Consider the following 24,409-nt stretch of genomic DNA (forward strand, 5'->3'; position numbering starts at 1 on the left):
TCGTACCGTAACAGGCAAGTAACCCACGGGAGCCCGGTGCACCGGGCTGAGAGGGAGGCTGACGCGGCCTCCGACCGTCGAACCTGATCCGGGTAATGCCGGCGCAGGGAGGAGTGTTGCCGTGCCGTCCCTCGGCCGACTGCATCTGATCACCGACACCCGGGCCGGGCGCGACCCGCTCGGCGTCCTGCGTGCCGCGCTCGCCGCCGCCCAGGCCGCCGGGGCCACCGCCGACCTCGTCGTACAGGTCCGCGTCGAGGACGGGATGACCGACCGCGACGCGTACGAACTGACCGCACACGTCGTGGCCGAATGCGCCGGGTACGGGGTGACCTGCCTGGTCAACGACCGACTGCACATCGCCCTGGCGACCGGTGCGGCCGGCGCCCACGTCGGCGCCCTCGACCTGCCGGTCGACGCGGCCCGGCGGGTGCTCGGCCCGGCACCGGTCCTCGGTGCGACCGCCCGCACCGCGCCTGCCGGCCGGTACGCGGTCGCCGCCGGCGCGACCTACCTCGGGGTCGGGCCGTGCTACGCCACCAGCACCAAGACCGGGCTGCCCGACCCGATCGGGCCGACCGGAGTGGCCGCGGTGGCCGGCGCGGTCGGCGTACCGGTGGTGGCGATCGGTGGGGTGACCGTCGGCCGGGTGCCCGAACTGTTGGCCGCCGGTGCGCACGGCGTCGCCGTGGTCGGCGCGATCGCCACCGCCGCTGACCCGCGTCGGGCGACCACCGACCTGCTCACGGCGCTGCGCCGGCCGGCCGGCGAAAGTGGCGGGACCGGGGTGGCGGCATGACGTCGCAGGTGGACGTCGCGGTGATCGGCGGCGGGCCGATCGGCATGAGTATCGCGTGGCGCTGCGCCCAGCGCGGGCTGCGGACCGCGCTGCACGACCCGGCACCCGGATCCGGCGCGTCCTCGGTGGCCGCCGGCATGCTCTCCCCGGTCGCCGAAGCCTACTTCGGCGAGGTCGAGCTGACCCGGCTGCTGGTGGACTCGGCCGAGCGCTGGCCGGCGTTCGCCGCCGAACTGACCGCGGTCACCGGGCACGAAATCGGCTACCGCACCGACGGCACCCTGGTGGTCGCGCTCACCGGCGACGACCTGCGCGAGGCGCAGCGGCTGTGGACGTACCAGCAGGGTCTTGACCTGCCGATCAGCGTGCTGCGCCCGACCAGGCTGCGGGACCGCGAACCGGCGCTGTCCCCACGCGTGCGCGGTGGGGCGTTCATGCCCGACGATCACCAGGTCGACCCGCGACGGCTGGTCGCGGCCCTGCGCACCGCCCTGGACCGGGCCGGCGTCAGCATGGTCCCGCACCAGGTCACCGATCTGTCCACGGTCGACGCCCGGCAGGTGGTGGTGGCCGCTGGCCGCGGCTCGGCCGCGCTCACCGGGCTGCCGGTGCGCCCGGTGAAGGGGCAGATCCTGCGGCTGCGCGCGGGCGGCGCGGGCGCCGTCGGGTTCCGGCACGTGATCCGGGGGTACGCCGACAGCCGCCACGTCTACCTGGTGCCCCGCGCCGACGGTGAGGTGGTCGTCGGCGCCACCATCGAGGAACGCGGCGACACCACCGTCACCGCCGGCGCGGTGCTGGAACTGCTGCGTGCCGCCGCCGACCTGGTGCCGGAGACCGTCGAGTACGAGCTGGTGCAGGCGCAGGCCAGCGCCCGGCCCGGCACCCCGGACAACGCGCCGCTGCTCGGCTGGCATCAGCCGGCGGGTGGGCAGCCGGTGCTGGTGGCGACCGGGCATCACCGGCACGGGATCGTGCTGGCGCCGGCGACCGCCGACCTGATCGCCGATCTGGCCGCCGGTGCGACCGCCGACCCGGTGCTCGCGCCGTTCAGCCCGCAGCGCTTCGCCGTGCCGGTCGGCCGACCAGCAGGGGAGGACCGCTGATGGAAGTCATGGTCAACGGCGTGCCGACGATGGTGCCGGCCGGTGTGCGACTCGCCGACGTCGTCCGCGACGTCACCGACGCCAACCGGGGGGTGGCCGTCGCCGTCAACGGCGAGGTGGTGCCGCGCAGCGGCTGGGCCGAGGCCGGGCTGCGCGACGGCGACCGGGTCGAGGTGCTCATCGCGGCGCAGGGCGGGTGAGCCCGGATGACACCGTTCACCGTGGCCGGGCGCAGCTTCGATTCCCGGCTGATCCTCGGCACCGGTGGTGCCGCCAACCTGCGCGTTCTCGAACAGGCCATCCAAGCCAGCGGCACCGGGCTGGTGACCGTGGCGCTGCGCCGGGTGGACAGCGCCGCCACCATGCACGGCGGCCTGCTCGACCTGCTGGACCGCTGTGGGGTGCGGCTGCTGCCGAACACCGCCGGCTGCTACACCGCGACCGAGGCGGTCAAGGTCGCGCACCTGGCCCGGGAGGCGTTCGACACCGACTGGGTCAAGCTGGAGGTCATCGGTGACGAGCGGACCCTGCTGCCGGACGGGGTGGAGCTGCTGCGGGCCGCCGAGCAGCTGGTCGACGACGGGTTCACCGTGCTGCCGTACACCACCGACGATCCGGTGCTGGCCCGCCGGCTCGCCGACGCGGGCTGCGCCGCGGTGATGCCGGCCGGCGCGCCGATCGGCTCCGGGCTGGGCATCGGCAACCCACACCACATCCGGCTGATCCGCCAGTGCGTCGACGTACCGGTGATCCTCGACGCCGGGATCGGCACCGCGTCCGACGCCACGCTGGCCATGGAGCTCGGCTGCGACGCGGTGCTGCTGGCCAGCGCGGTCACCCGGGCCGCCGACCCGGTGGCGATGGCCACGGCGATGCGGCGTGCGATCGAAGCAGGCCGGCTGGCCGCCGGCGCGGGGCGGATTCCGAAGCGCTACCACGCGCTCGCCTCCACTCCCGACGACGGGCGGCCACAGCTGTGAACGGCGTACTCGTGCTCACCGACCGGCGCCGGGCGACCCGGTCGCTGCCCGAGGTGATCCGGGGTGCGGTCGACGGCGGTGCCCGGATGGTGGTGCTGCGGGAACGGGACCTGCCGCGCGCCGAACGGGTGGCGCTCGCCGAGCGGTTGCGCACCATCCTCGCCCCGGCCGGTGGCCTGCTGATCGCCGCCGGCCCGGACCCGCTGGAGGGTGACGCGGTGCACCTGCGCGCCGCTGGTCCGTACCCGCCGCCCCGGTTCGGCCTGGTCGGGCGCTCCTGTCACGACGAGACCGAGCTGGGTCGGTTGACCGTGGAGAACTACGTGACCGTCTCGCCGGTGTTCCCCACCGCGTCCAAGCCGGGCTACGGCCCACCGCTCGGGCTGGCCGGCCTGGCCCGGCTGGCCCGGCTGGCACCGGTGCCGGTGTTCGCGCTCGCCGGGGTGACCAGCGGCGAGCAGGCGGCCGCCTGTCGGGCCGCCGGTGCCGCCGGGGTCGCGGTGATGGGCGCGCTGATGCGGGCCGTCGACCCGGCCGGCTTCGTGGGCCGACTGGCCGGCGCGCTGTCGGCGGAGGCGGTCGCCTGATGGACTGGACGACGGGGATGCCCGCGACCCCGGTGGTGGCGATGACGATCGCCGGGTCCGACTCCGGCGGCGGGGCGGGCATCCAGGCGGACCTGAAGGTCTTCGCCGCGCTCGGAGTGTTCGGCACCTGCGCGATCACCGCGGTGACGGCGCAGAACACCTGTGGTGTCACCGGTGTGCACCAGGTGCCGGCACGGCAGGTGGCTGCCCAGATCGACGCGGTCCGGTCCGACCTGACCGTGCGGGCGGTGAAGACCGGCATGCTCGGCACGGCCCGGGTGGCCGGCGCGGTCGCGGCGTTGGCCCGCGCGGGCAGGCTGCCCAACCTGGTCGTCGATCCGGTACTGGTCTCCACCAGCGGACATCGGCTCGGGGTGGTCGGTGCGGTCGAGCGGTTGCTGCCGTATGCCCTGGTGGCGACCCCGAACCGGGCGGAGGCCGCCGCGCTGCTCGGCCGGCCGGTGCGTAGCACCGCCGAGATGGCCAGGGCCGCCGTCGAGCTCGTCGCCGCCGGCCCACGCTACGTGGTGGTCACCGGCGGCGACCCGGCGGACGACTCGACCAGCGACCCGACCGGTGACGTGGACCCGACCGGTGGCGTGGCGGTCGACGTCGTGGGCACCGCCGACGGCACCTGGACGCTGCCGGGCCAGCGGTTGGCCACCAGCAACACGCACGGCACCGGGTGCAGCTTCTCGGCGGCGATCGTCGCCCGGCTGGCGCTCGGTGACGACGTACCGGCCGCGTTGCTGTTCGCCAAGGACTACATCGCGCGGGCCCTGGTTGGGGCGCGTCACTGGCGGCTGGGGGGCGGTCACGGCCCGGTCGACCACTTCGGATGGTCCGCGCAGTCGACAACTAGCTGAGGAGGAAATCCATGTCGAGCCAGGCTCGTCGCAGGGTGTACGTCGAAGGACCGCGACCGGACATCCAGGTGCCGTTCGCCGAGGTGACGCTGACCGGGAACAATCCACCGGTGCGGCTGTACGACACCGCCGGCCCGGGCGCTGACCCCGAAGCCGGGCTCGCGCCGTTGCGTGGCCGGTGGATCGCCGACCGTGGCGATGTGGCGCCGAGCCGGGGTGCCGGTACCCCACTGGCCGGTGCCGCCGGGCATCGGCCCACCCAGCTCGCGTACGCCCGCGCCGGGACGGTCACCCCGGAAATGGAGTTCGTCGCGGTCCGCGAAGGGCTCCCGGCCGAGCTGGTACGCAGGGAGGTCGCCGCCGGGCGGGCGGTGCTGCCGGCCAACGTCAATCACCCGGAGTCCGAGCCGATGATTATCGGAAGTCGGTTCTTGGTGAAGGTCAACGCCAACATCGGCACCTCGGCGGTGACGTCGTCGGTCGCCGAGGAGGTGGAGAAGCTCACCTGGGCGACCCGGTGGGGTGCGGACACGGTGATGGACCTGTCCACCGGCAAGCGGATCCACGAGACCCGCGAGGCGATCATCCGCAACTCGCCGGTGCCGATCGGCACCGTGCCGATCTACCAGGCGCTGGAAAAGGTCGGCGGCGATCCGGTGAAGCTGAGCTGGGACGTGTTCCGGGAGACCGTGATCGAGCAGGCCGAGCAGGGCGTGGACTACATGACGGTGCACGCCGGGGTGCTGCTGCCGTACGTGCCGTTGGCGGTGGACCGGGTGACCGGGATCGTGTCCCGAGGCGGGTCGATCATGGCGGCCTGGTGCCTGGCGCACCATCAGGAAAACTTTCTCTACACCAATTTCACCGAACTGTGCGAAATCCTGGCCCACTACGACGTCACCTTCTCGCTCGGTGACGGGCTGCGGCCCGGGTCGATCGCGGACGCCAACGACGCGGCACAGTTCGCCGAGTTGCGGACGCTGGGCGAGTTGACGTCGGTGGCCTGGGAACACGACGTCCAGGTGATGATCGAAGGTCCCGGGCACGTGCCGATGCACAAGATCAAGGAGAACGTCGACCTGCAGCAGGAACTGTGCCACCAGGCGCCGTTCTACACCCTCGGCCCGCTGGCCACCGACATCGCGCCGGCGTACGACCACATCACCTCGGCGATCGGGGCGGCGATGATCGGCATGTTCGGCACGGCGATGCTCTGTTACGTCACCCCGAAGGAGCACCTGGGCCTGCCGGATCGTGACGATGTGAAGGCCGGGGTGATCGCCTACAAGATCGCGGCACATGCCGCCGACCTGGCCAAGGGGCATCCCGGGGCGCAGGCCTGGGACGACGCGCTGTCCAAGGCCCGCTTCGAGTTCCGTTGGGAGGACCAGTTCAACCTGGCGCTTGACCCGGAGACGGCCCGGTCGTACCACGACGCGACGCTGCCGGCGCAACCGGCGAAGACAGCCCACTTCTGCTCGATGTGCGGGCCGAAGTTCTGCTCCATGAAGATTACGCAGGATCTCAAAGAATATGCCGCTAAGGGCATGCAGGACAAGTCGGACGAATTTGTCGCTGCCGGTGGAAAGGTCTACCTGCCGCTCGCCTGATCGCCCGGTTGCCGGCCGGACCGCTGGCCAGGACGGCCGAGCTCGCTGATCCAGTCGACGTGGGCCTTGTCCTCGTCGGTCAGTGGCGGCTCGGTCCGGTGCGGCGGCTCCGGCCGTGGCGGTGGGGCTGGCGCCGCCTCGGAGGATCGACTACCACGTGCCCGGCGCTGCCGGGGCAGGTTCGCCGCCGGCGTCGCCTTGCCGCTGGTAGTCGACTCGTCCCTGCGGGCAGCCGCGGACTCGTCGGGTGCCGAGGGCGCGGCCGGCGTGCTCGGTGGCGCAGGCGCGGCCGGTGTGCTCGGTGGCGTGGTGATCGGCTGCGGAGCCGGACGGTCGACGGTGGTGACCGGCACCGGCGCGGGGGCGGCGGCCACCGGTGTCGGCTCGGCGCGAGGTAGGACCGACACCGGGGTGGGCGGTGGGGCGTTGCCGGGATGCTGCTGCTCCGGCCGCGCGGCTCCCGGCCGCCCACCCTCCGGCGGCCGGTCTGCGACGTGGTCCTCAGTTTCGGGCGACTGCGCGGTGGGTTGCTCAGCTGCGGCGGGTTGTCGGACCGCTGGTTGCTCATCTGCTGGTTGCTCGCCCTGTGGCTGGCCGCGGGTCGGTCCGCCGGTCGGTCCGCCGGCCGCCGGTTGCCGGCTCGCCTGCGGTGCGGCCGCCAGGAGCGCGGGGGCGGGAGCGGGGGCGGCTGGCCGCCGCCGGGGAACAGCCGGCCAGCGGACGGCGGTTGCACCGATCGAGCCGGCGGCACCTGCGGCGACCGCGAGCAGAGCCGCCCAGTACGGCTCGCTCAGGTAGTCCGCGTCCGGCCCGCCGGCACCGGCGACCAGGTATGCGGTGCTGAGTACCGCCGGTCCGGCCATACCGGCCATCGACCCGGGCAGCGTCGGTCGCACCAGCCAGCGGGCCATGCCGCTGACCGTGGCTCCGAGCAGCAGCGCCAGCACCGGAAGCAGGATAAGAGTGCGCGGCCCGGTGCCGGCCGAGCCGAGGCCGGCCGGATCGAGCACACCGGGCCGCAGGTCGGCGGCGGGGCTGACGTCGGGCAGGACGGGCAGCACCGACCCGGCGGCCAGCAGCCAGAGGGCCACGGTGAAGGCGGTGGCGCTCCACCGGATCACCGGATGGATCAACGCCGCGACACCGGCCAACGCGCCGACGGCGGTGCCGGCCAGCGAAGCGGCCACGACCACCGCACCGGGGTCGGTCGGACCGTTCGCCGAGGCGGCCGGCAGTACGGTCAACCCGGCCACCGCGAGCGCCGCACCGGCCGCCGCGACCAGCGAGAACGTTGTCCACCGCAACATGTCACGGCCGGCCGGCTCGCAATGCCCACGCTGGGCGACACGGGTGGCGACGGCTTCGGCAACCGTGGCACCGGCCACCGTGGCGACGATCGCGAACCAGGCGATCCAGGCCAGTTGCGCCGGCCAGAACCCGGCGGTCGGACCGACGAAGGTCTGGTCCAGTCGTACGATGCCGAACCCGTAGCCGATGCCCAGCTGCACCGCGCCCGCGAAGGCCGCCGCGCCGAACGCGGTGGATAGTGCTGTGAGCCAGGTCCGGAAGGCCATGCCGGGAGGTTACGGCCGCCCGGTTGCGCTGTCGACCGGTGCACGTGTGGCCTGGTGGCACTTCCGGACCTGGCGGGCGCCGCCGCCGCGGCGGCGCGGCGGCAGCGCCGTAGTGGTTGGTTCAGCCGAGCTGCGGCAGCACCTCGGCCGCCACCAGCTCCAGGTGGTCCAGGTCGCCGAGGTCGATGAAGCGCAGGTGGACCCGGCTGGTGCCGACGGCGGCGAACTCGCCGATCCGGTCGACCAACTGCGCCGGCGAACCGACCACCGGATCCTCCGGGGGCAGCGCGCTCTTCTCATGCAGTGGCGCCGCCCGGTGCTGGGCCTCGGCGTCGGTGCGCCCGATCGCGATCACGATGCCGGCGGACAGGGTGAGCGGTGCCCGGTCCTGCTCGTCCCGTCCGACCCGCTGGCAGGCCTCGGCCACCCGCTCGTACGCCATCGCGGTCTCGGCGACGGACTTGAACGGCATGTTGAACTCGTCGGCGAACTCGGCGGCCAGCTCCGGAGTCCGTTTCGGACCGCGTCCGCCGATGATGATCGGCGGGCCGGACGGCTGTGCCGGCTTCGGCAGTGCCGGGGCGTCGACCAGGTCGTAGTAGGCGCCCCGGTGGGTGAACCGTTGACCGGCCGGGGTCCGCCACAGCCCCGTGATCACCTCGAGTTGCTCGGCGAGCCGGTCGAAGCGTTCGCTGACCGGCGGAAACGGCAAACCGTACGAGGCGTGCTCCCGCTCGTACCACCCGGCGCCGATGCCGAGATCGACCCGGCCGCCGCTCATCTGATCGACCTGCGCCACCATCAGGGCCAGCGGCCCGGGTAGCCGGAACGTCGCCGACGTGACCAGCGTGCCGAGCCGGATCCGTGACGTCTCGCGGGCCAACGCGGCCAGCGTCAGCCAGGCGTCGGACGGTCCGGGCAGGGTCACCTGCTCGCTCATCGACTGGTAGTGGTCGGCTCGTAGGTAGCCCTCGTAGCCGGCGTCCTCGGCTATCCGGGCGAACTTGAGTTGGTCTTCGTAGCTGGCTCCGCGGTGCGGTTCGGTGAACACGCTTACCCGCATGTCACTTCCCTCCGATTCCGGCCGCCGCCGGTAGGTCCCGCTCCATCAGCACTTCGTGCAGTTCGGCGCTGCACCGGGCGACGTCCTCGGTGTGCGCGTTGCGGCCGAGGCTGCGCGGGCGGGGAATGCCGATGTCAACGATCTTGCGGATGCGACCTGGCCGTGGGCTCAGAACCACGACCCGGTCGGCGAGCAGCACCGCCTCGTCGATCGAGTGGGTGACGAAGACGATGGTCGCGGACCGCTCCATGTGGATCCGCTGCAGCTCTACGGACAGTTCCTCGCGGGTCAGCGCGTCGAGCGCGGAGAACGGCTCGTCCATGAGCATCACCCGGGGCTCGGCGATCAACGAGCGGCACAGCGAAACCCGCTGTTGCATACCGCCGGAGAGCTCATGGGGCAGTCGCTTCTCGAATCCGCCCAGGCCGACCAGTTCCAGCAGCTCCAGGGCCTTGGCCCGGTGCCGCCCGCGCCGCCAGCCGAAGATCTCCACTGGCAGCAGTACGTTGTCCAGTACCGAGCGCCATGGCAGCAGCGCCGGACGCTGGAAGAGCAGGGCGATGTCCCGACGTGCCTTGACGACTCGTTCACCGCCGACGGTGACCGTGCCGGCGGTCGTCGGCAGCAAGCCGGCGACCAGTCGCAGTAGGGTGGACTTGCCGCAGCCGGAGCGCCCGACCACGGCGACGAACTCGCCTTCGGCCACCGCCAGATCGATGCCGCGCAGCGCTTCCACAGTGCCCGATCGACCGGTGAAGGTCCGCCCGACTCCGCTGAGCTGGATCATGCGATCGGTGCTCCTCGCCCTGGTGATCTTGAGTGCCGGGGGCACCGTGTGCCCCGCTCGCCTTGTCCTGAGCCGGTCAACAGCCGGGACAGAGTATCCGGATCGTGCCTGCCACGCATCACCCGCGGGGTAAACACTTTTGTTTCGGATCCGATGTGTCGGTTGCCCGGCTGTCGCATTGGTGAGGTTTCCCTCGTACTCTGTTGCCCGCGATGTTTCCCAACGCGACCGCGGTGGCCGGCCCGCCCCCAAGGGCTGACCGCCGCGCCGGACCAACTACCCCCACCGGTTTGCTCGGTGACCTGCGGGTTTACCGGGCGACCTCCGGTTGGAAAGGACACAACGTTCATGAGAAGGTTCACCCGTACGCTCGCGGTCACGACGCTCGCGGCTGCGCTCGTGGTCACTGCCGGCTGTAGCTCGGACGATGCCGAGGACACCGCCGCCAGCGGTACCGAGGCATTGAAGAAGGTGACGTACCTCACGTCCTTTGGAAACTTCGGCCGGGATTCGTATGCCTGGGTCGCCAAGGACAAGGGCTTCTTCGAAGAGGCCGGGTTCGACGTGGAGATCAAGCCCGGCGGTGGTACCGGCGACAACATCAAGAACGTCGTCGCCGGGCAGGCGGACTTCACCCCGATCGACCTCACCGGTGGCCTGCTGCAGTTCGGCAACGGCGAGGCCAAGGACTTCGTGGTGGTGGCGGGTATCCAGCAGCGGACAATGGCCGCGATCATCGCGCTGGACGGCAACGGCATCAGCACTCCGAAGGACCTGGAGGGCAAGAAGCTCGCTGACGCTCCCGGTTCGGTGGTGCGCAACCTGTTCCCGACGTACGCGTCGCTGGCCGGCATCGACGAGAGCAAGGTGGAGTGGGTCAACGGTGCGCCGCAGACCCTGATGGGCACCCTGGCCTCGGGATCGGTGGACGGCATCGGCCAGTTCGTGGTCGGCAAGCCCACTGTGGAGACCGTCGCGCAGGGCAAGAAGGCCGTGGTGCTGCCGTACAGCGACATCATGACCGACCTGTACGGCAACGTGCTGATCACCTCGACGAAGATCGCCGAGGAGGACCCGGAGATGGTGAAGCGTTTCAGTGCCGCCCTGCTCAAGGGCCTGGAGTACAGCATCACGAACCCCGAGGAGTCCGGCGAGATCCTGGCCAAGAACGTGGAGGAGTCCAACCCGGCTGCCGCCGCCGCCGAGTTGGAGCTGATGGCCGCGTTCGTCAAGTCGACCAGCTCCGGTGTCCCGGTCGGGGCACTGGACAGCCAGCGGATCGCCCGCAGCATCGCGATCCTGCAGGGCGCCGGTGCCATCCCGCCGGGGCTGGAGCCCGAGCAGGTCGTCAATTTCGACCTGGCGCCGAACGCCGAGTCCTGATCGGCCGGTACGGGTGGGCGCGCTCCCGGGCCTTGCCCGGACAGCGGCCCACCCGTACCGTCGTCCGGCGTCTGGTTACCGGCGTCCGGGCCGGATGCCGGCAGGCAAGCTGAGGAGCGAAGATGACCGTACTCAAGCCGGCACAGGCGCCGCCGATGCGCGGTTTCGGTCCCACGGTGCGTGGCCTCGCCGGCTCCCGTGCCGGGGCCGTGCTGCTGCCACTGCTCGGAATCGTGGTCGTGGTCACCGTCTGGTGGCTGTCGACCAGCGTGCTCAATCTCGTGCACCCTGTGGTGCTGCCACCCCCGCAGGACGTGTACGCGGCGTTCGAACTGCGTGCCGAGCGGCTGCTGGAGCACACCCTGGTGACCACCACCTCGACCGTGGTGGGGTTCGCTCTGTCCACGGTCGCCGGTGTGCTGATCGGACTGGCGTTGGCCAGCTCACAGCTGGTCGAGCGGATGTTCTCCCCGTTACTGGTGGCGCTCAACGCCGTACCGAAGATCGCGCTCGCGCCCCTGCTGGTGGTCACGCTGGGCTGGGGCCAGAAGCCGATCCTCACCATGGTCTTCCTGCTCTGCTTCTTCCCGATCGTGCTGTCCACGGCGACCGGGCTGACCTCCACTCCGGCCGATCTGGCGGAGCTGGTGCGATCGCTGGACGCGTCCCGCTGGCAGGCGTTCCGCAAGGTTCGGTTGCCGGCCGCGTTGCCGCAGATCTTCGTCGGTCTGAAGGTCGCCATGCCGCTGGCGACGATCGGCGCGGTGATCGGTGAGTTCCAGGCCGCTGAGGAGCAGGGCCTCGGGTTCATGATCGTGCAGACCAGTGGGATGGGCGACACCGCCGCCGCGTGGGCGGCGATCGTGTTGATCGCCGCGATGAGTATCGTGCTCTACTTCAGTCTGGTGCTCATCGAGCGGCTGTTCCTGCCGTGGGTCCGGGAGACGACCTCGGCCCGCTGAGCCCCTCTCGTCGGGCCCCTTCGCCCGCCGGCCCACTGCGCCAGCCCACTGAAGTGTGGATTCCCAGAACGAGGTGGCCGGTACGCGTCCGAACCGGACGCGTACCGGCCACCTCGGGTGCGACGGTCGCGCGGGGCGTCAGCTGGCGAGCCGCCAGCGTCCACCCCGGGCGACGAGCATGGTCAGCGCCTGCGGCATCAGCCCGGAGTGGTTGTCCGGCGTCATCCGGATCGGACCCGACAGCCCGTCGAGCTGGGTCGTTTCGAGGATGTCCCGGACGCTCTCGCGGCTGACACCGTTCGGGCCGGTGGCCGCGGCGACGGCCTCGGCGATCAGCTGGACCGCGTCTGCGGCGAACGAGGAGAAGCCGTAGTAGCTACCGAACCGGGCCGTGTAGTCGCGGAACCACTGCTTGCGGGCGGCCTTCGCCGGTGTCGTGGCGATCACGTCGTCGATGACCATCGTCTGGGTGAAAACCAGGTTGACCTCCGCACGGTCGGCTGATCCTCCGGTCAGGAACAGATCACCGGCGGCGGCGGCGTCGAGGTACAGCGGGCCCGGGTAGCCGACCTGCGCCGCGCTGTCGGTGGCCAGCGCGGCCTGCTCGGCCGAGGTCCAGACCAGCAGCGCGCCAGGATCCTCGTCTTCCGCCGAACCGGTGAACGGGTCGACTTCGGGATCGGCCAGGGTGGCGATGGCCTGGCTGACGTCGGTGTCGGTGGTCCGGATCCGCTTGCTGTCGACCAGCTCGATGCCGAGCTTGTCCAGCTCGGCGGTCATGACGCGGAGACCGTCCAGACCGTATTCGTCGTCGGTGTGCAGCAGGCTGGCCCGCTCGATCTCGCGCCGGCGTAGTTCATTCGCGACGGCCGCCGCGCTGTCCGCGGCGTTGGGCCCGAGCTTGAACAGGTACCGCCGTTCGGCGACCGGGGTGGCGACCGCGGTCGCCGGAGCGAGCGAGATGGTCGGCACCCGCTTGTCGTTGATGGTCCGGGCGGCACCGACCGCACAGTCGCTGCAACTGCCCATGACAATCGCGGTGACCTGCGGGTCCGCGGTGAAGTCCCCGATGTTACGCAGGGACTCGCTCGGGTCCGAGCGGTTGTCCCGCACGTCGAGCCTGATCGTACGGTCACCCAGCAAACCCGATTCGTTGATTTGTTCAACCTTGAGTTCGAGGGCCCGCTGGTAACCCTTGCCGACGGCCGCGGCCGCGCCGGAGAGCTCAAGGTCGGCGGCGATAACGATTTCGCCCCCTGCGGCTGTGTCGCTGACCAGGTCGCAGCCGGTCAGCGAGGAGGCCAGCAATGTGGATGTGAGCACCGTGATTACGGCGGAACGGGTGGGCCTCAAGTCAGTCCTCCAGGTACGCGGCAGGCACGCACCCCGCCCGCCGGCAGCGCCAGGATCATGGCGTCCTCAATAGAAGTGTTACCGGCGGCATGCCGTACGGTGTGCGCGGAACCTGCAAAGCTTGGGAAACCTTGCCAACGGCGGGCGTTCTGGTCAAGCGCGCCGGCCGGGCGACGTTCGGGACGGGTGTCCCACATGTTGGCAACGAGGACCAGTTGCGAGCGTTAACTTTTCCGATACATGTGACGGTGGAAGTTCCATCGGTCCTGATCAGGGCGGTGTGATGAAGATACTGTCCGGTAGCTCTCGGGTGATTCCAGGTCGTCCGACCGATTCCTGCCGCCGTGAGGCTTCCCAAGCGGGTCTACTTCTGGTGAAATCGCGGCCGTGCCGCATGCGGCGCTCACCGCTGCAGCAGGCACCGGTCGGCAGTCCGCGTGTGGAGATAGCGACGGAGGCGATGTCGTGAGGACCGGACCGACGACCCTGCCCGATAACGGCCCGCGGAAGCGCCGCGCGCCGCTGCGATGGGTACCGCGGCTGAGGGACGCGCGAATCAGGTCCAAGCTGGCACTCATCCTGGTGGTGCCGCTGGCGGCGGTGGCTGCGCTGGCCACGGTCCGACTGGTTGACGTCGGTCAGGGCGCGCTGGAGGCACGGACATTGCGGTCGCTCGCCGCCGTGTCCGTCGACGTCTCGGCCCTGGCCCAGGAAATTCACAAGGAACGGATGGCGGCTCTGGCGTACCTCGCCTCGTCCGAGGCCGACGCGGAGGCGTACAACATCCGGGTCCGCCGTACCGATGAGCGGATCGCGGAGTACACCGCTGAACGCAGCATCCTCGGGCGGATTCCGGCAGCGGTCGACCGACAACTCGGCGCGATCGACGACCATCTGGACACCCTCAACGCCACCCGGCAGGAGGTCCTCGACCGTCAGCAGATGCCGGTACCGGAGGCCGTGGTGCGCTACGGCGTCATCCTGTCCGACCTGGTGTCCTACGGTGAGCTGCTCGGTCAGGTCTCCGGTGAGGGCGAGGTGCCGGACAGCCTCCGTGCCGTCTCGGCCTTCGCTCGGGCGAAGGCCGCGACCGCCGAGGAGGAAGCGGTCGTCTTCGCGGCGCTGTCCACCGGCCGGCTCGACGAGGAACAGTTTTCGTCCTACCTGGCCACGTTGACCAGTCAGCAGGAGGCCCTGCTGTCGTTCTCGCTGACCGCTTCCGCCTGGGAGCAGGACCTGGTCGACACCAGCGTCACCGGAGACGCGGTCTTCCTCGCCGACCGGGTCGCTACCGAGATCACCCGGTCGGTTGGCCAGCGCTCGCAGTTGACCGCCCAGGAAGCCGCCCGCGCCATCGGGGCCGTCAACGACCTGATGCGGTGGGCGGAGCTGCAGCTCGAGGAACGCCTGTTGAACCGGGCCACCGAGGTCAGCACGAACGTCACCCGGCAGGCCATCATCGAGTCCATCCTGGTCCTGATCGCGTTGGTGCTGGCGATCGTGCTGGCCGTCGTGCTGGCCCGGTCGCTGAACAGCTCGCTGCGCCGGCTGCGGGAAGGCGCCATGTCGGTGGCCCACCGCGACCTGCCGGCGGCGGTGGCCAAGCTCCGGGACGTCAACGACCTCAACGACCGGGGGCCCGAGGAAATCGTCCGGAGCCTGCGTGACCCCATCCGCCTGCCCAACCGGGATGAGGTCGGTCAGGTCGGCCAGGCATTCAACGTGGTCCACCGGGAAGCTGTCCGGATCGCGGCCGAGCAGGCGGCGCTTCGCGCCAGCGTCTCCGCCATGTTCCTGTCCCTGGCCCGCCGGAGCCAGACGCTCGTTGACAAGATGATCGGTGAACTTGACGCGATCGAGCGTGGCGAGGAGGACCCCAAGCGACTGGCCCAGCTCTTCCAGTTGGACCACCTGGCCACCCGAATGCGCCGTAACGACGAGAACCTGCTGGTCCTCGCCGGCGCCGACTCCACCGCACCGCGCCGTGAGGACGCCCTGCTGGTCGATGCGCTACGGGCCGCGCAGTCCGAGGTCGAGCTCTACAACCGGATCGAGTTCGGCACGGTCGACACCGATATCCTGATCTCCGCACACGCGGTCAACGACGTGGTCCGCCTGGTCGCTGAGTTGCTCGACAACGCGACCCGCTTCTCGCCGCCCACGACCACCGTGGTGGCCGACGCCCGACGACTGCGGGACTACGTCCTCATCCAGGTCGAAGACCGTGGCCTCGGACTGTCCGAGGAGCAGCTGGACAACCTGAACCGCAGGCTGGCCGAGCCGTCAACGATGGACGTGTCGGCGTTCCGGTTGATGGGCCTCGCGGTGGTCAGCCGGCTGGCCGGGCGGTACGGCATCCGGGTGGAGCTACGCCGCAACATCGATGGCGGAACGGTCGCCCAGGTCACTCTCCCGAACAGCATCCTGGTGCTGCCCCAGCGCACCCGCGAGCCGGTGATGAGTCGTGGCCGGCCCGCCCTGCCGGCCGAGCCGATCTCGGCGGCACCGACCTCGGGCGGCTGGTCGCCGATCTCCGGGCCGCCGGCCGCCGTCAGCCCTGGACGGACGGCCACCCTGACCGACCAGTGGCAGAACGCGCGGTCAGCACAATGGAATTCGGTTGCCGGAGCCAATACGGCCGCGTTCCCCGTGACCGCCAACCAGCCGCCGGCGGCGGCACCGGTGTCCGGTGCGAGCTTCGGCGTACCGGCGGCGAGCCCCACCTCCGCGGTGCCGGTGTCCGGTGCGAGTTTCGGCGCGCCGCCGGTGGCCCCGGGGTACGGCACGCAACCGGCCGGGTCGGGCTTCGGCGCGGCGCAGGGCCACCAGGGGTACGGCACGCCGGCGAACACCCAGAGCTTCGCCGCACCGCCGGTCGCCCCGGCGACCGCCGGCCCAGCGCCGACCCCCGTCGCCGGACCGTCGCCGCCGACGCTGAACCCGCCTGCTCCGGCTGACCCCGGGGTCAACGTCGGTACGCCGACGGTGGCCTATCCGACGGTTCGTCCGTCGACGCTACGGGCCTACGCCGACCAGCCGGTCATCCCGGCCACCACACACCCGCTCGCGCCGGTCGTGCGCCCGGCCGCCGGACAGTTGCCGCAGGGCCCGGTGGCCGGAGCCAGCGCCGGTGGAGCGCGCCCGGAAGACGCGGCCGAAATGCCGATCTTCCGGGAGATGGAGGCGGTCTGGTTCCGCTCGCACGGCCGAGCGCAGACTCAGGTCTATCAGATGCCGGCGGCCGGCCAGCCGGGAAGTTTGGCGGCGCCAGCCAACAACGCGGCGACGGCGGCCACGCCCACCAGGCCCCCGTTGCCGGCGAGGAACCCGGGGCAGTCTTCTCCGCCGCATGCGGCGTACTCTGCTCCGGTGCAGCCGAACGCCGCACCACAGTCAGGCGCCGCAGCGACCGGCGGCATGCCGTCCACTCAGGCCGCTTTCAGCGGCGCACCGACCGACGCCATCCCACACCAGCGCACCCCCGGTGCCGATCAACGCCAGCGCACCTCCGGTGCCGATCCGCATGCACGCACCTCCGGTGCTGATCCGCATGTACGCACCTCCGGTGCCGATCCCCATGTACGCGCTGCGGCGGGTGCCGACAGTTGGCAGACCGCGGCCGACGACGGCTGGGCTCGGGCCAGCCAGGCGGCGGAGCCCCTTGCCGCCGGTACGACCCGGTCCGGCCTGCCCAAGCGTCGCCCGCAGGCGCAGCTCGTGCCGGGCGGAGTGGAGACCAAGCCCGCTCGCGGGCCGTCCCGGCGTACCCCGGACGAGGTCCGCGGCCTGCTGTCGGCATACCACCGTGGCGTACAACGTGGCCGGACTGCCGGCAACGAGCAGTATCGCGCCACCTCAACCAAGGAGACCAGCGAATGAACAGGCCAGCAGCTATTCAGGACATGGGTTGGCTGCTCAGCAACTTCGCCGACAGCGTGGCCGGGATCGCCCACGTGGTGGCCGTCTCGGCAGACGGACTGCTGCTCGCCTCCTCGCGTGACCTGCCCGCCGACCGCGCCGACCAGTTGGCGGCCATCACCTCCGGCGTGGTGAGCCTGACCGACGGAGCATCCAGGATGTTCAGCGCGGGCGGTGTACTGCAGACTGTGATCGAGATGGACAGCGGCTATCTGTTCCTGATGTCTATCAGCGACGGCTCGTCGATGGCGGTGCTCGCAGCACGTAGCTGCGACGTCGGCCAGGTCGGCTACGAGATGGCGTTGCTGGTCGAGCGGGTCGGCGCCGCGCTCGTCCCGCTGCCGCGCGAGGCCGTGGGCCACCCCTGAGCCGAGGCCGAAGTTCCGCGACCATGAAAGACCGTCATCGGTGACGTGTCGACCGATCCACGAGGAGGTGACCGCTGAATGGGACAACCGCGAGAGGACCCGCGCGGAGCGCTGGTCCGGCCCTACGCGGTCACCCGTGGCCGCACCGAGCCGCAACAGTACATCGCGCTGGAGGCGGTGCTGGTGGCTTCCGCCGCGGCGGTCACCGAGTCCCGGTTCGCCGGCCATGACAAGCATCGCATCGCGACGATATGCGACAACCGCGCCCAGTCACTGGCGGAGATCGCCGCGTATACCCGGCTTCCGTTGGGTGTTGCTCGAGTTCTGGTCGCTGACATGGTCGCCGACGGCCTGCTGGCCTTGCACAGCACCGCTCCTACCGAGACAGAGGGCTACGAGGAGCGGATGGAACTTCTTGAGAGGGTGCTAAGTGGACTTCGCAGGCTTTGATCGCACTGGCCTACGCCAGAACAAGGGGATCACCTCCGCGAAGATCGTCATCGCGGGCGGGTTCGGGGTGGGTAAGACCACCTTGGTCGGGGCGGTTTCCGAGATCACACCACTGACCACAGAAGCGCTGATGACCTCGGCCGGGGTCGGCATCGACGATCCGTCGAAGGTGCCGGGCAAGGAAACCACCACCGTGGCGATGGACTTCGGCCGGATCACGATGGCCGACGATCTGATCCTGTACCTGTTCGGTACGCCGGGGCAGACACGGTTCTGGTTCATGTGGGACGAGATCATCCGGGGTGCCGTCGGCGCGGCCGTGCTGGTCGACACCCGACGGATCACCGACGCGTTCGCGCCGCTGGACTTCTTCGAGAACCGGCAGCTGCCGTACCTCGTGGCGCTCAACTGCTTCGACGGTGCTCCCCGGTACGAGATCGAGGAAATACGGGAGGCGTTGGCCATCGCCCCGCACGTGCCGCTGGTGATGTGTGACGCCCGTAGTCGGGACTCGACCAAGAACGTGCTGGTCAACGTGGTCCAGCACGCGATGGCGACGCTGCGGGCCGAGCACGGTCGTGGCTATCAGCCGACACCCGTCGGCTGACCCGGTAGCGGCGCGGCCGGCACGGTTGTGTCGGCCGCGCCTGGCCTCGACAGCCGGCGGTATGGCACCCGCCGCCGGCCGCTGCGGCTCAGTCGATGGGCAGCCGGTAGCCGCGCTTGACCACGGTCTGGATCACGCCTGGTGCGCCCAGCCCGGCCCGTAGCCGGGCCACCGCCATCTCCACCGCGTGTTCGTCGGCTCCCCGTGGCAACGTACGGAGCAGTGCCGCCCGGGACAGCACCCGTCCCGGCGTCTGGGCCAGCGCCCGCAGCACCGCCATCGGTGCCGGCGCGAGCGGCCGCAGCTCACCGTCGATCACCGCCGCGTGCCCGCGCAGGGTGAGTAGATGTCCACCGACCTTGAGGTTGACCGCCCGGCGAGGCAGCTCGTCGACGATAGTGCGAACCAGCGCGCCCAGCCGGGCCCGGGCCGGTGCCACCACGGGTACGCCGTGCCGGCGCAGCGGTGCGGCGGTCACCGGTCCGACGCACGCCGCCAGTACGTCGGTGCGCATCGCCTCGAGCACCGCCTCCCCGTTCGCTCCGGCTGCCCGCAACAGTGCCGCGACCGCCGGCGCGGAGGTGAAGGTCACCGCGTCGACCAGCCGGCCGGTCACCAGATCGACCAGCCGGTGCAGTGGGGCCGGATCGCTCGGCGGTGCCCACCGGTAGACGGGTACCTCGATGACAGTCGCGCCGGCCGCCTCCAGCGCCGCCGAACACTCCGGTTGCCGCTCGCCGTGCAGTTGCATGGCCACGATCTGTCCGGCCACACCACGGGCCCGCAGGTGGTCGGTCACTTCCTCGCAGCTTTCCGAGGCCGGTGACCAGTGATCGTGCAGGCCGGCGGCGCGGATCGCACCGCGTGCCTTCGGCCCCCGGGCAACGATGTACGCACCACCCAGCACCGCCCGCAGCGGCTCGGCCAACCCCCAGCCCTCGGCGGCCTCCAACCAACCGCGCATACCGATGCCGGTGTTGGCTACCAGCACGTCCGGCGGGCTTTCCAGACAGGCCCGGGTAGCCGCCCGTAGCTCGGTGTCATCGGCCAGCGGCACGATCCGCAGCGCCGGGGCGAGCACCACTCGGGCACCGCGACGTTCCAGCAACGCGGCGAGTTCGTCGCGCCGCCGATCGGCGGTGACGCCGATGGTGAATCCGGACAACTCGTCAGACATTACCGGTCCTGCACGGTGACGTCCGGCAGGTCGAGGCATTGGCCGGTCCGCAGACCGTACACCTGCTTGTGCAGGGGGGACGCGACGGTCGGAACGTCACCGCGGGCGCCGACGATGCCGCGGGACATGACATGCGTACCGGTCATCCCGTGCTCTGGCTCCACCCGGGCATCCGGGCAGACCGGCGTCCACTGGCCGGTGACGTCTGTCGTCTGCACACTCATCGGCGTACCCCCAGGGTGGTCGGAAGGCCGAGCGCGACGGGCCGGCGCTCGGCCAGAGCCGGTGCCGGCCGGCCACGCTCCACCTCGAAGGTGATCGACGGGTCCGGCGCGTCCGGTGCGTTGACGAAGGAGGTGAAGCGGCGCAGCCGCCGCGGACGGGCCGCTTCGACCAGCCGCTGGCCGACCGTGTCGTTGCCGACGACGACCAACCGGTTCATGTCCGCACCTCCGGGTCTGTGTGCACATTGGACGATCGGCCGTCAATGATGTTACGGTTCACATTCGCTCCGCCTGATCGCGTGCCCCGGTGTCGAGCGTCCGGGCTGCGACGGCGGCTCGGTGGTCAGGTGCGCGCTGCCTGGCATGTCCGAAGCGTGCCGTCAGGCGATTTCACCGCGACGTCTCAAATGTTTCGAGCCTGCTAAGAGCGGCTCACACGGATCGGTTCCAGAGGGTTGGCCATCCGCCACCTGATTCCTCCGACGATCTTGGACTTGTCAATCGACAAATGGGGCAGATGCTCGTGATAAGTCCAAGATCGTCGGAGGGAGGCTCGTTTTGACCGGCCCGGTGTCGACCGGGTATCGTTGCCTGCTGTTGTGCGACAGCCGAGGGGCGTTCCCTCGCCGGACCAGCCATCCGTCTACGGTGTGGCAGGTCAGCTGGGGGTATGCTTGTCGTTCGCGCGCGTTCAACCTGACGGTCACCCGGTGGCGGGTTCACCGGACGGCTCGCGCGTCCCTGACGACCGACGCGCGACCCCCAGACCGACGACGAGACAAGGTAGACCTGTGCGTACGTACAGCCCGAAGCCGGGTGAGATCGAGCGTCAGTGGCACGTTATCGACGCCTCTGATGTCGTGCTGGGCCGCCTGGCCACCCACGCCGCCACGCTGCTGCGCGGCAAGCACAAGCCGACTTTCGCGCCGCATGTCGACACCGGTGACTTCGTCATCGTCGTCAACGCCGGCAAGGTGGCGCTGACCGGTAACAAGCGGCACACCAAGGTTGCCTACCGGCACTCCGGTTACCCCGGCGGCCTCAAGCAGGTCGGCTACGACGAGCTGCTGGAAAAGCGCCCCGAGCGGGCTATCGAGCTGGCCGTCAAGGGCATGCTCCCGCACAACAAGCTCGGCCGGAAGCTGATCCGCAAGCTCAAGGTCTACGCTGGTGCCGAGCACCCGCACACCGCTCAGCAGCCGGTGCCGTTCGAGATCAAGCAGATCGCGCAGTGAGCGCGGGCGAAGGAAACAGCATGACCGACACCACCGAGGCCAGCCCGGTCGCGATCGCCGACACCGAGGTGGCCCCCGCTGCGACGCCCGCCCCGGTCGTTCGGGCACCGCGCGGTGAACGCCCCATCCAGACCGTCGGCCGCCGCAAGGAGGCCATCGTCCGGGTCCGGATCGTCCCTGGTTCCGGCAAGATCCTCTGTAACGGCCGCGAGCTCGAGGAGTACTTCCCGAGCAAGGTGCACCAGCAGCTGATCCGTGAACCGTTGGTCACCGCGGAGAAGGCCGAGTCCTTCGACGTGCTCGCCAACCTGCGTGGCGGCGGCATCACCGGCCAGGCCGGCGCGCTGCGGCTGGGCATCGCGAGGGCGTTGTGCGTCAACGACGTCGACGACCGCCCGGCGCTGAAGAAGGCAGGCTTCCTCACCCGGGACGCCCGGGTCAAGGAGAGCAAGAAGTACGGTCTGAAGAAGGCCCGTAAGGCTCCGCAGTACTCGAAGCGCTAGTCGATGCACGGCTGAACGGATGGCCGGGATGCCCCCGATCGGGGTGCTTCCCGGCCATCCGTACGTTCTTGTCCAATTGAATCACTTCTTTCGCCAATCGGCAGTATCTTCATGCGTTACCGGCCCGTCCGGGATGGGGCGTCCTACTCACCCGGTGCCGGCGGCAGACGCAGGCCCGACGCAGGCCGTAGGCGAAACACCGGAGGTTGACAGGTATGGCACGGCTGTTCGGCACCGATGGCGTACGCGGGCGGGCCAATGCCGACCTCACCCCGGAACTCGCGTTGGCGGTTGCCGTCGCCGCCGCACACACCCTTGCCGAGCAGGATCCGGGCCGCCAGCCGTTGGCCGTGGTCGGCCGGGACCCACGGGCCAGCGGTGAGATGCTGGAAGCCGCCGTGGTCGCCGGCCTCACCAGTGCCGGCGCGAACGTGCTGCGGGTCGGTGTGCTACCCACGCCGGGAGTTGCCTTCCTGGTCGGCGAGACCAAGGCCGACTTCGGGGTGATGCTCTCCGCCTCGCACAACCCGATGCCGGACAACGGGATCAAGCTCTTCGCGGCGGGTGGGCAGAAGCTGCCCGACGAGATCGAGATGAGGATCGAGGCCGCGATCGGCTCGGCGATCGAAGGCGACGGTTCGACCGGTCGCCGCCGGCCGACCGGTGCCGGGATCGGCCGGGTGCACGACCTGCTCGACGGCGCCGAACACTACATCAGCCACCTGATCAGCACGGTCAACCACCGGCTGGACGGGCTACGGGTGGTGGTCGACTGCGCCAACGGTGCCGCTGCGGAGGTCGGACCGGTCGCGTACCAGGAGGCCGGTGCGGAGGTCATCGCGATCAACGCCGAGCCGGACGGGCTCAACATCAACGATGGCTGCGGCTCCACCCACCTGCAGGTGGTCCGGCAGGCGGTCCTCGCGCACGGCGCCGATCTGGGCCTGGCGCACGACGGGGACGCCGACCGTTGCCTGGCGGTCAGCGCCGACGGCAGCGAGGTCGACGGCGACGAGATCATGGCCGTCCTCGCCCTCGCCATGCGGGAAGCGGGCACCCTCACCGACAACACCCTGGTCGCCACCGTGATGAGCAACCTCGGTCTGCGCCTGGCCATGTCTCGCGAGGGCATCAAGCTGGTCGAGACCAAGGTCGGCGACCGGTACGTACTGGAAGAGTTGCGCGCCTGCGGCCTGGCGCTCGGTGGGGAGCAGAGCGGACACATCGTGATGCCCGCGTTCGCCACCACCGGTGACGGCATCCTCACCGGCCTGCAGTTGATGTCCCGGATGGCCGCCACCGGATCGTCGCTGGCGGAGCTGGCCGCCACCGTCACCAAACTGCCCCAGGTGCTGATCAACGTGCCGGTCGGGGATCGGACCGTCGGTGCCGGAGCGCCGGCGGTGCTGGCGGCGGCCGGCGAGGCCGAAGCCGATCTCGGCGGCACCGGTCGGGTGCTGCTGCGTCCCTCCGGGACCGAGCCGCTGGTCCGGGTCATGGTCGAGGCGGCGACGGTGGAGATCGCACGATCGGTCGCCGAGCGGATCGCCGACACGGTCCGTACCGCCAGTCCCGCCTGATCAGGCCAGGCCGGTCAGCGTCGTCGGCGCAGTGCCGACAGGCGGCGGGTCGCCTCCGCGATGACCTCGGGGCGCTTGCAGAAGGCGAAACGTACCAGCAGGCGACCGGCCTCGGAATCGTCGTAGAAGACCTGTGTCGGTACGGCTACCACGCCGCAGCGCTGCGGTAGCGACCGGCAGAACTCGATCCCGTCGGTGCCGCCCAGGGCGCTGATGTCGGCGGTGGTGAAGTAGGTGCCCTCCGGTACCAGCACCCGGAAACCGGCCGCGGACAGGCCGGCCACCAGTTGATCCCGCTGGGCCTGCAGGCCGTCGCGCAGCGCGGTGTAGTAGCTGTCCGGTAGGTCGAGGGCCACGGCGACCGCCGGCTGCAGCGGACCACCGTTGACGAAGGTGAGGAACTGCTTCACCTGAGTGGTGGCGGCCACCAGCGACGGTGGCCCACTCGCCCAGCCGATCTTCCAACCCGTACAGGAGAAGGTCTTGCCCGCCGACGAGACACGTAGCGTACGGTCCCGCATGCCGGGCAGGGTGGCCAGCGGGATGTGCGGTGCGTCGGCGTCGGTGAAGACCAGGTGCTCGTACACCTCGTCGCTGATCGCCCAGACGTCGTGCTCGTTGCACAGCGCGGCGATGGTGGTCAGCTCGGTCGGGGTGAACACCTTGCCGGTCGGGTTGTGCGGGGAGTTGACCAGCACCATCCGGGTACGGGGCCCGAAGGCCGCCCGCAGCGTAGCCGGGTCGAAGGCGTACCGGCCGTCTCCGTCGGGGCGCAGGGTGACCGGCCGGCGGACGGCGCCGGCCAGCGCGATCGCCGCGGCGTACGAGTCGTAGTAGGGCTCGAAACAGATGACCTCGTCGCCCGGCTCGCACAGGGCGAGGATCGCCGCGGTGATCGCCTCGGTCGCCCCGGCCGTGATCAGCACTTCCCGATCGGGATCGTAGTCGAGGCCCCAGAACCGCCGCTGGTGTCCGGCGACCGCGGTACGCAGCACGGGTAGGCCGGGCCCCGGCGGGTACTGGTTGTGCCCGCAACGCAGCGCTTCGGCTGCCGCGGTCAGCATCTCCGCCGGCCCGTCGGTGTCCGGGAACCCTTGGCCGAGGTTCACTGCCCCGGTTCGGGTGGCCAGAGCGGACATCTCGGCGAAAATCGTCGTCCCGAATGGTCGCATTCGCTGAACCAGAGGGTTGATGTCGGCGGGTACGTCAGAAGAGGTGACCACCTCGCCACTTTATGCGGTCCATTGACATCGATGACACCACCCGTATTTTGCCCT

Annotated in this window: 24 protein-coding genes and 1 riboswitch; of the genes, 16 read left to right on the forward strand and 8 right to left on the reverse strand. The window is 70.6% G+C overall.

Translation table 11 applies throughout. The annotated features are described in order from the left end of the window. Positions 1-15: 15 nt before the first annotated feature. Positions 16-127, forward strand: a riboswitch (TPP riboswitch). A 12-nt stretch (positions 128-139) separates the two neighbouring features. From ACN27F_RS22015 to thiC, 7 genes are read left to right on the forward strand one after another with little or no spacing between them, the layout of a single operon-like run. Continuing rightward, the gene (locus tag ACN27F_RS22015) at positions 140-799 is read left to right on the forward strand and encodes a thiamine phosphate synthase (RefSeq protein WP_421440383.1); all 660 of its coding nucleotides are present in this window, start codon (positions 140-142) and stop codon (positions 797-799) included. Beyond that, the gene (gene thiO / locus ACN27F_RS22020; protein ID WP_421436363.1) at positions 796-1,905 is read left to right on the forward strand and encodes a glycine oxidase ThiO; all 1,110 of its coding nucleotides are present in this window, start codon (positions 796-798) and stop codon (positions 1,903-1,905) included. Before ACN27F_RS22015 ends, thiO begins: the two co-directional genes overlap by 4 nt. Next, positions 1,905-2,105 carry a sulfur carrier protein ThiS gene (gene thiS, locus ACN27F_RS22025; RefSeq protein ID WP_421436364.1) on the forward strand — a complete coding sequence of 67 codons (201 nt, stop codon included), beginning with the start codon at positions 1,905-1,907 and terminating at the stop codon, positions 2,103-2,105. The genes thiO and thiS overlap by 1 nt, the downstream gene beginning before the upstream one ends. 6 nt (positions 2,106-2,111) lie before the next feature. Beyond that, positions 2,112-2,885: a thiazole synthase gene (locus ACN27F_RS22030; RefSeq protein WP_421436367.1), complete on the forward strand. Its 774-nt coding sequence runs from the start codon at positions 2,112-2,114 to the stop codon at positions 2,883-2,885. Further along, complete coding sequence (locus ACN27F_RS22035) at positions 2,882-3,472, forward strand: thiamine phosphate synthase (RefSeq protein WP_421436369.1); 591 nt, start codon at positions 2,882-2,884, stop codon at positions 3,470-3,472. The genes ACN27F_RS22030 and ACN27F_RS22035 overlap by 4 nt, the downstream gene beginning before the upstream one ends. Then, entirely contained in the window at positions 3,472-4,338 is an 867-nt protein-coding gene (gene thiD / locus ACN27F_RS22040; RefSeq protein WP_421436371.1) for a bifunctional hydroxymethylpyrimidine kinase/phosphomethylpyrimidine kinase, read from the forward strand. Before ACN27F_RS22035 ends, thiD begins: the two co-directional genes overlap by 1 nt. A gap of 11 nt (positions 4,339-4,349) precedes the next feature. Continuing rightward, complete coding sequence (gene thiC / locus ACN27F_RS22045; protein ID WP_421436373.1) at positions 4,350-5,948, forward strand: phosphomethylpyrimidine synthase ThiC; 1,599 nt, start codon at positions 4,350-4,352, stop codon at positions 5,946-5,948. Here the strand turns inward: thiC and ACN27F_RS22050 are convergent. The 3 genes from ACN27F_RS22050 to ACN27F_RS22060 all read right to left on the reverse strand — a co-directional run bounded on the left by ACN27F_RS22050 (position 5,930) and on the right by ACN27F_RS22060 (position 9,372). Further along, positions 5,930-7,522: a hypothetical protein gene (locus ACN27F_RS22050; protein ID WP_421436375.1), complete on the reverse strand. Its 1,593-nt coding sequence runs from the start codon at positions 7,520-7,522 to the stop codon at positions 5,930-5,932. The two genes, thiC and ACN27F_RS22050, sit on opposite strands and share 19 nt — an antisense overlap. A gap of 121 nt (positions 7,523-7,643) precedes the next feature. Next, positions 7,644-8,585, reverse strand: coding sequence for an LLM class F420-dependent oxidoreductase (locus ACN27F_RS22055; protein WP_421436378.1), 942 nt, complete (start codon positions 8,583-8,585; stop codon positions 7,644-7,646). Between the two features lies 1 nt (position 8,586). Then, a complete protein-coding gene (locus tag ACN27F_RS22060; RefSeq protein ID WP_421436381.1) occupies positions 8,587-9,372 on the reverse strand; it encodes an ABC transporter ATP-binding protein in 786 nt (261 codons plus the stop codon). A gap of 348 nt (positions 9,373-9,720) precedes the next feature. Between ACN27F_RS22060 and ACN27F_RS22065 the strand changes: the two genes are divergently transcribed. Both ACN27F_RS22065 and ACN27F_RS22070 read left to right on the forward strand, forming a co-directional pair. Then, positions 9,721-10,755: an ABC transporter substrate-binding protein gene (locus ACN27F_RS22065; RefSeq protein ID WP_421436383.1), complete on the forward strand. Its 1,035-nt coding sequence runs from the start codon at positions 9,721-9,723 to the stop codon at positions 10,753-10,755. A 155-nt stretch (positions 10,756-10,910) separates the two neighbouring features. After that, complete coding sequence (locus ACN27F_RS22070; protein WP_421440384.1) at positions 10,911-11,717, forward strand: ABC transporter permease; 807 nt, start codon at positions 10,911-10,913, stop codon at positions 11,715-11,717. Between the two features lie 138 nt (positions 11,718-11,855). Here the strand turns inward: ACN27F_RS22070 and ACN27F_RS22075 are convergent, their stop codons facing one another. Continuing rightward, the gene (locus ACN27F_RS22075) at positions 11,856-13,070 is read right to left on the reverse strand and encodes an ABC transporter substrate-binding protein (RefSeq protein WP_421436384.1); all 1,215 of its coding nucleotides are present in this window, start codon (positions 13,068-13,070) and stop codon (positions 11,856-11,858) included. 465 nt (positions 13,071-13,535) lie between these two features. Between ACN27F_RS22075 and ACN27F_RS22080 the strand changes: the two genes are divergently transcribed. From ACN27F_RS22080 to ACN27F_RS22095, 4 genes are all read left to right on the forward strand, one after another. Further along, a complete protein-coding gene (locus tag ACN27F_RS22080) occupies positions 13,536-16,949 on the forward strand; it encodes a nitrate- and nitrite sensing domain-containing protein (RefSeq protein WP_421436386.1) in 3,414 nt (1,137 codons plus the stop codon). Next, entirely contained in the window at positions 16,946-17,356 is a 411-nt protein-coding gene (locus ACN27F_RS22085) for a roadblock/LC7 domain-containing protein (protein WP_421436389.1), read from the forward strand. Before ACN27F_RS22080 ends, ACN27F_RS22085 begins: the two co-directional genes overlap by 4 nt. Positions 17,357-17,434: 78 nt before the next feature. Beyond that, the gene (locus ACN27F_RS22090) at positions 17,435-17,806 is read left to right on the forward strand and encodes a DUF742 domain-containing protein (RefSeq protein ID WP_421436390.1); all 372 of its coding nucleotides are present in this window, start codon (positions 17,435-17,437) and stop codon (positions 17,804-17,806) included. Next, positions 17,787-18,413 carry a GTP-binding protein gene (locus ACN27F_RS22095; protein ID WP_421436392.1) on the forward strand — a complete coding sequence of 209 codons (627 nt, stop codon included), beginning with the start codon at positions 17,787-17,789 and terminating at the stop codon, positions 18,411-18,413. Before ACN27F_RS22090 ends, ACN27F_RS22095 begins: the two co-directional genes overlap by 20 nt. An 88-nt stretch (positions 18,414-18,501) precedes the next feature. Here the strand turns inward: ACN27F_RS22095 and ACN27F_RS22100 are convergent, their stop codons facing one another. The 3 genes from ACN27F_RS22100 to ACN27F_RS22110 are packed head-to-tail and all read right to left on the reverse strand — an operon-like array spanning position 18,502 to position 20,032. Beyond that, on the reverse strand, positions 18,502-19,590 hold the full coding sequence (locus ACN27F_RS22100; protein ID WP_421436394.1) for a uroporphyrinogen-III synthase: 1,089 nt from the start codon (positions 19,588-19,590) through the stop codon (positions 18,502-18,504). Further along, positions 19,590-19,814, reverse strand: a complete 225-nt coding sequence (locus ACN27F_RS22105; RefSeq protein ID WP_421436397.1) for a nitrite reductase (NAD(P)H) small subunit — start codon at positions 19,812-19,814, stop codon at positions 19,590-19,592. Before ACN27F_RS22105 ends, ACN27F_RS22100 begins: the two co-directional genes overlap by 1 nt. After that, positions 19,811-20,032, reverse strand: a complete 222-nt coding sequence (locus ACN27F_RS22110) for a hypothetical protein (RefSeq protein WP_421440618.1) — start codon at positions 20,030-20,032, stop codon at positions 19,811-19,813. Before ACN27F_RS22110 ends, ACN27F_RS22105 begins: the two co-directional genes overlap by 4 nt. Before the next feature lie 573 nt (positions 20,033-20,605). On the opposite strand from ACN27F_RS22110, the gene rplM reads away from it, so the two are divergent. From rplM to glmM, 3 genes are all read left to right on the forward strand, one after another. Further along, positions 20,606-21,049, forward strand: a complete 444-nt coding sequence (rplM, locus tag ACN27F_RS22115; protein WP_421436399.1) for a 50S ribosomal protein L13 — start codon at positions 20,606-20,608, stop codon at positions 21,047-21,049. A gap of 20 nt (positions 21,050-21,069) precedes the next feature. Beyond that, positions 21,070-21,552: a 30S ribosomal protein S9 gene (gene rpsI / locus ACN27F_RS22120; RefSeq protein WP_421436402.1), complete on the forward strand. Its 483-nt coding sequence runs from the start codon at positions 21,070-21,072 to the stop codon at positions 21,550-21,552. Positions 21,553-21,767: 215 nt separating this feature from the next. After that, positions 21,768-23,132 carry a phosphoglucosamine mutase gene (gene glmM, locus ACN27F_RS22125; protein WP_421436404.1) on the forward strand — a complete coding sequence of 455 codons (1,365 nt, stop codon included), beginning with the start codon at positions 21,768-21,770 and terminating at the stop codon, positions 23,130-23,132. A 14-nt stretch (positions 23,133-23,146) separates the two neighbouring features. Here the strand turns inward: glmM and ACN27F_RS22130 are convergent, their stop codons facing one another. Continuing rightward, complete coding sequence (locus ACN27F_RS22130; RefSeq protein WP_421440385.1) at positions 23,147-24,325, reverse strand: pyridoxal phosphate-dependent aminotransferase; 1,179 nt, start codon at positions 24,323-24,325, stop codon at positions 23,147-23,149. Between the last annotated feature and the right edge of the window lie 84 nt (positions 24,326-24,409).

The sequence above is a fragment of the Solwaraspora sp. WMMB335 genome (genome assembly GCF_049179075.1).
Taxonomy (GTDB): domain Bacteria; phylum Actinomycetota; class Actinomycetes; order Mycobacteriales; family Micromonosporaceae; genus Micromonospora_E.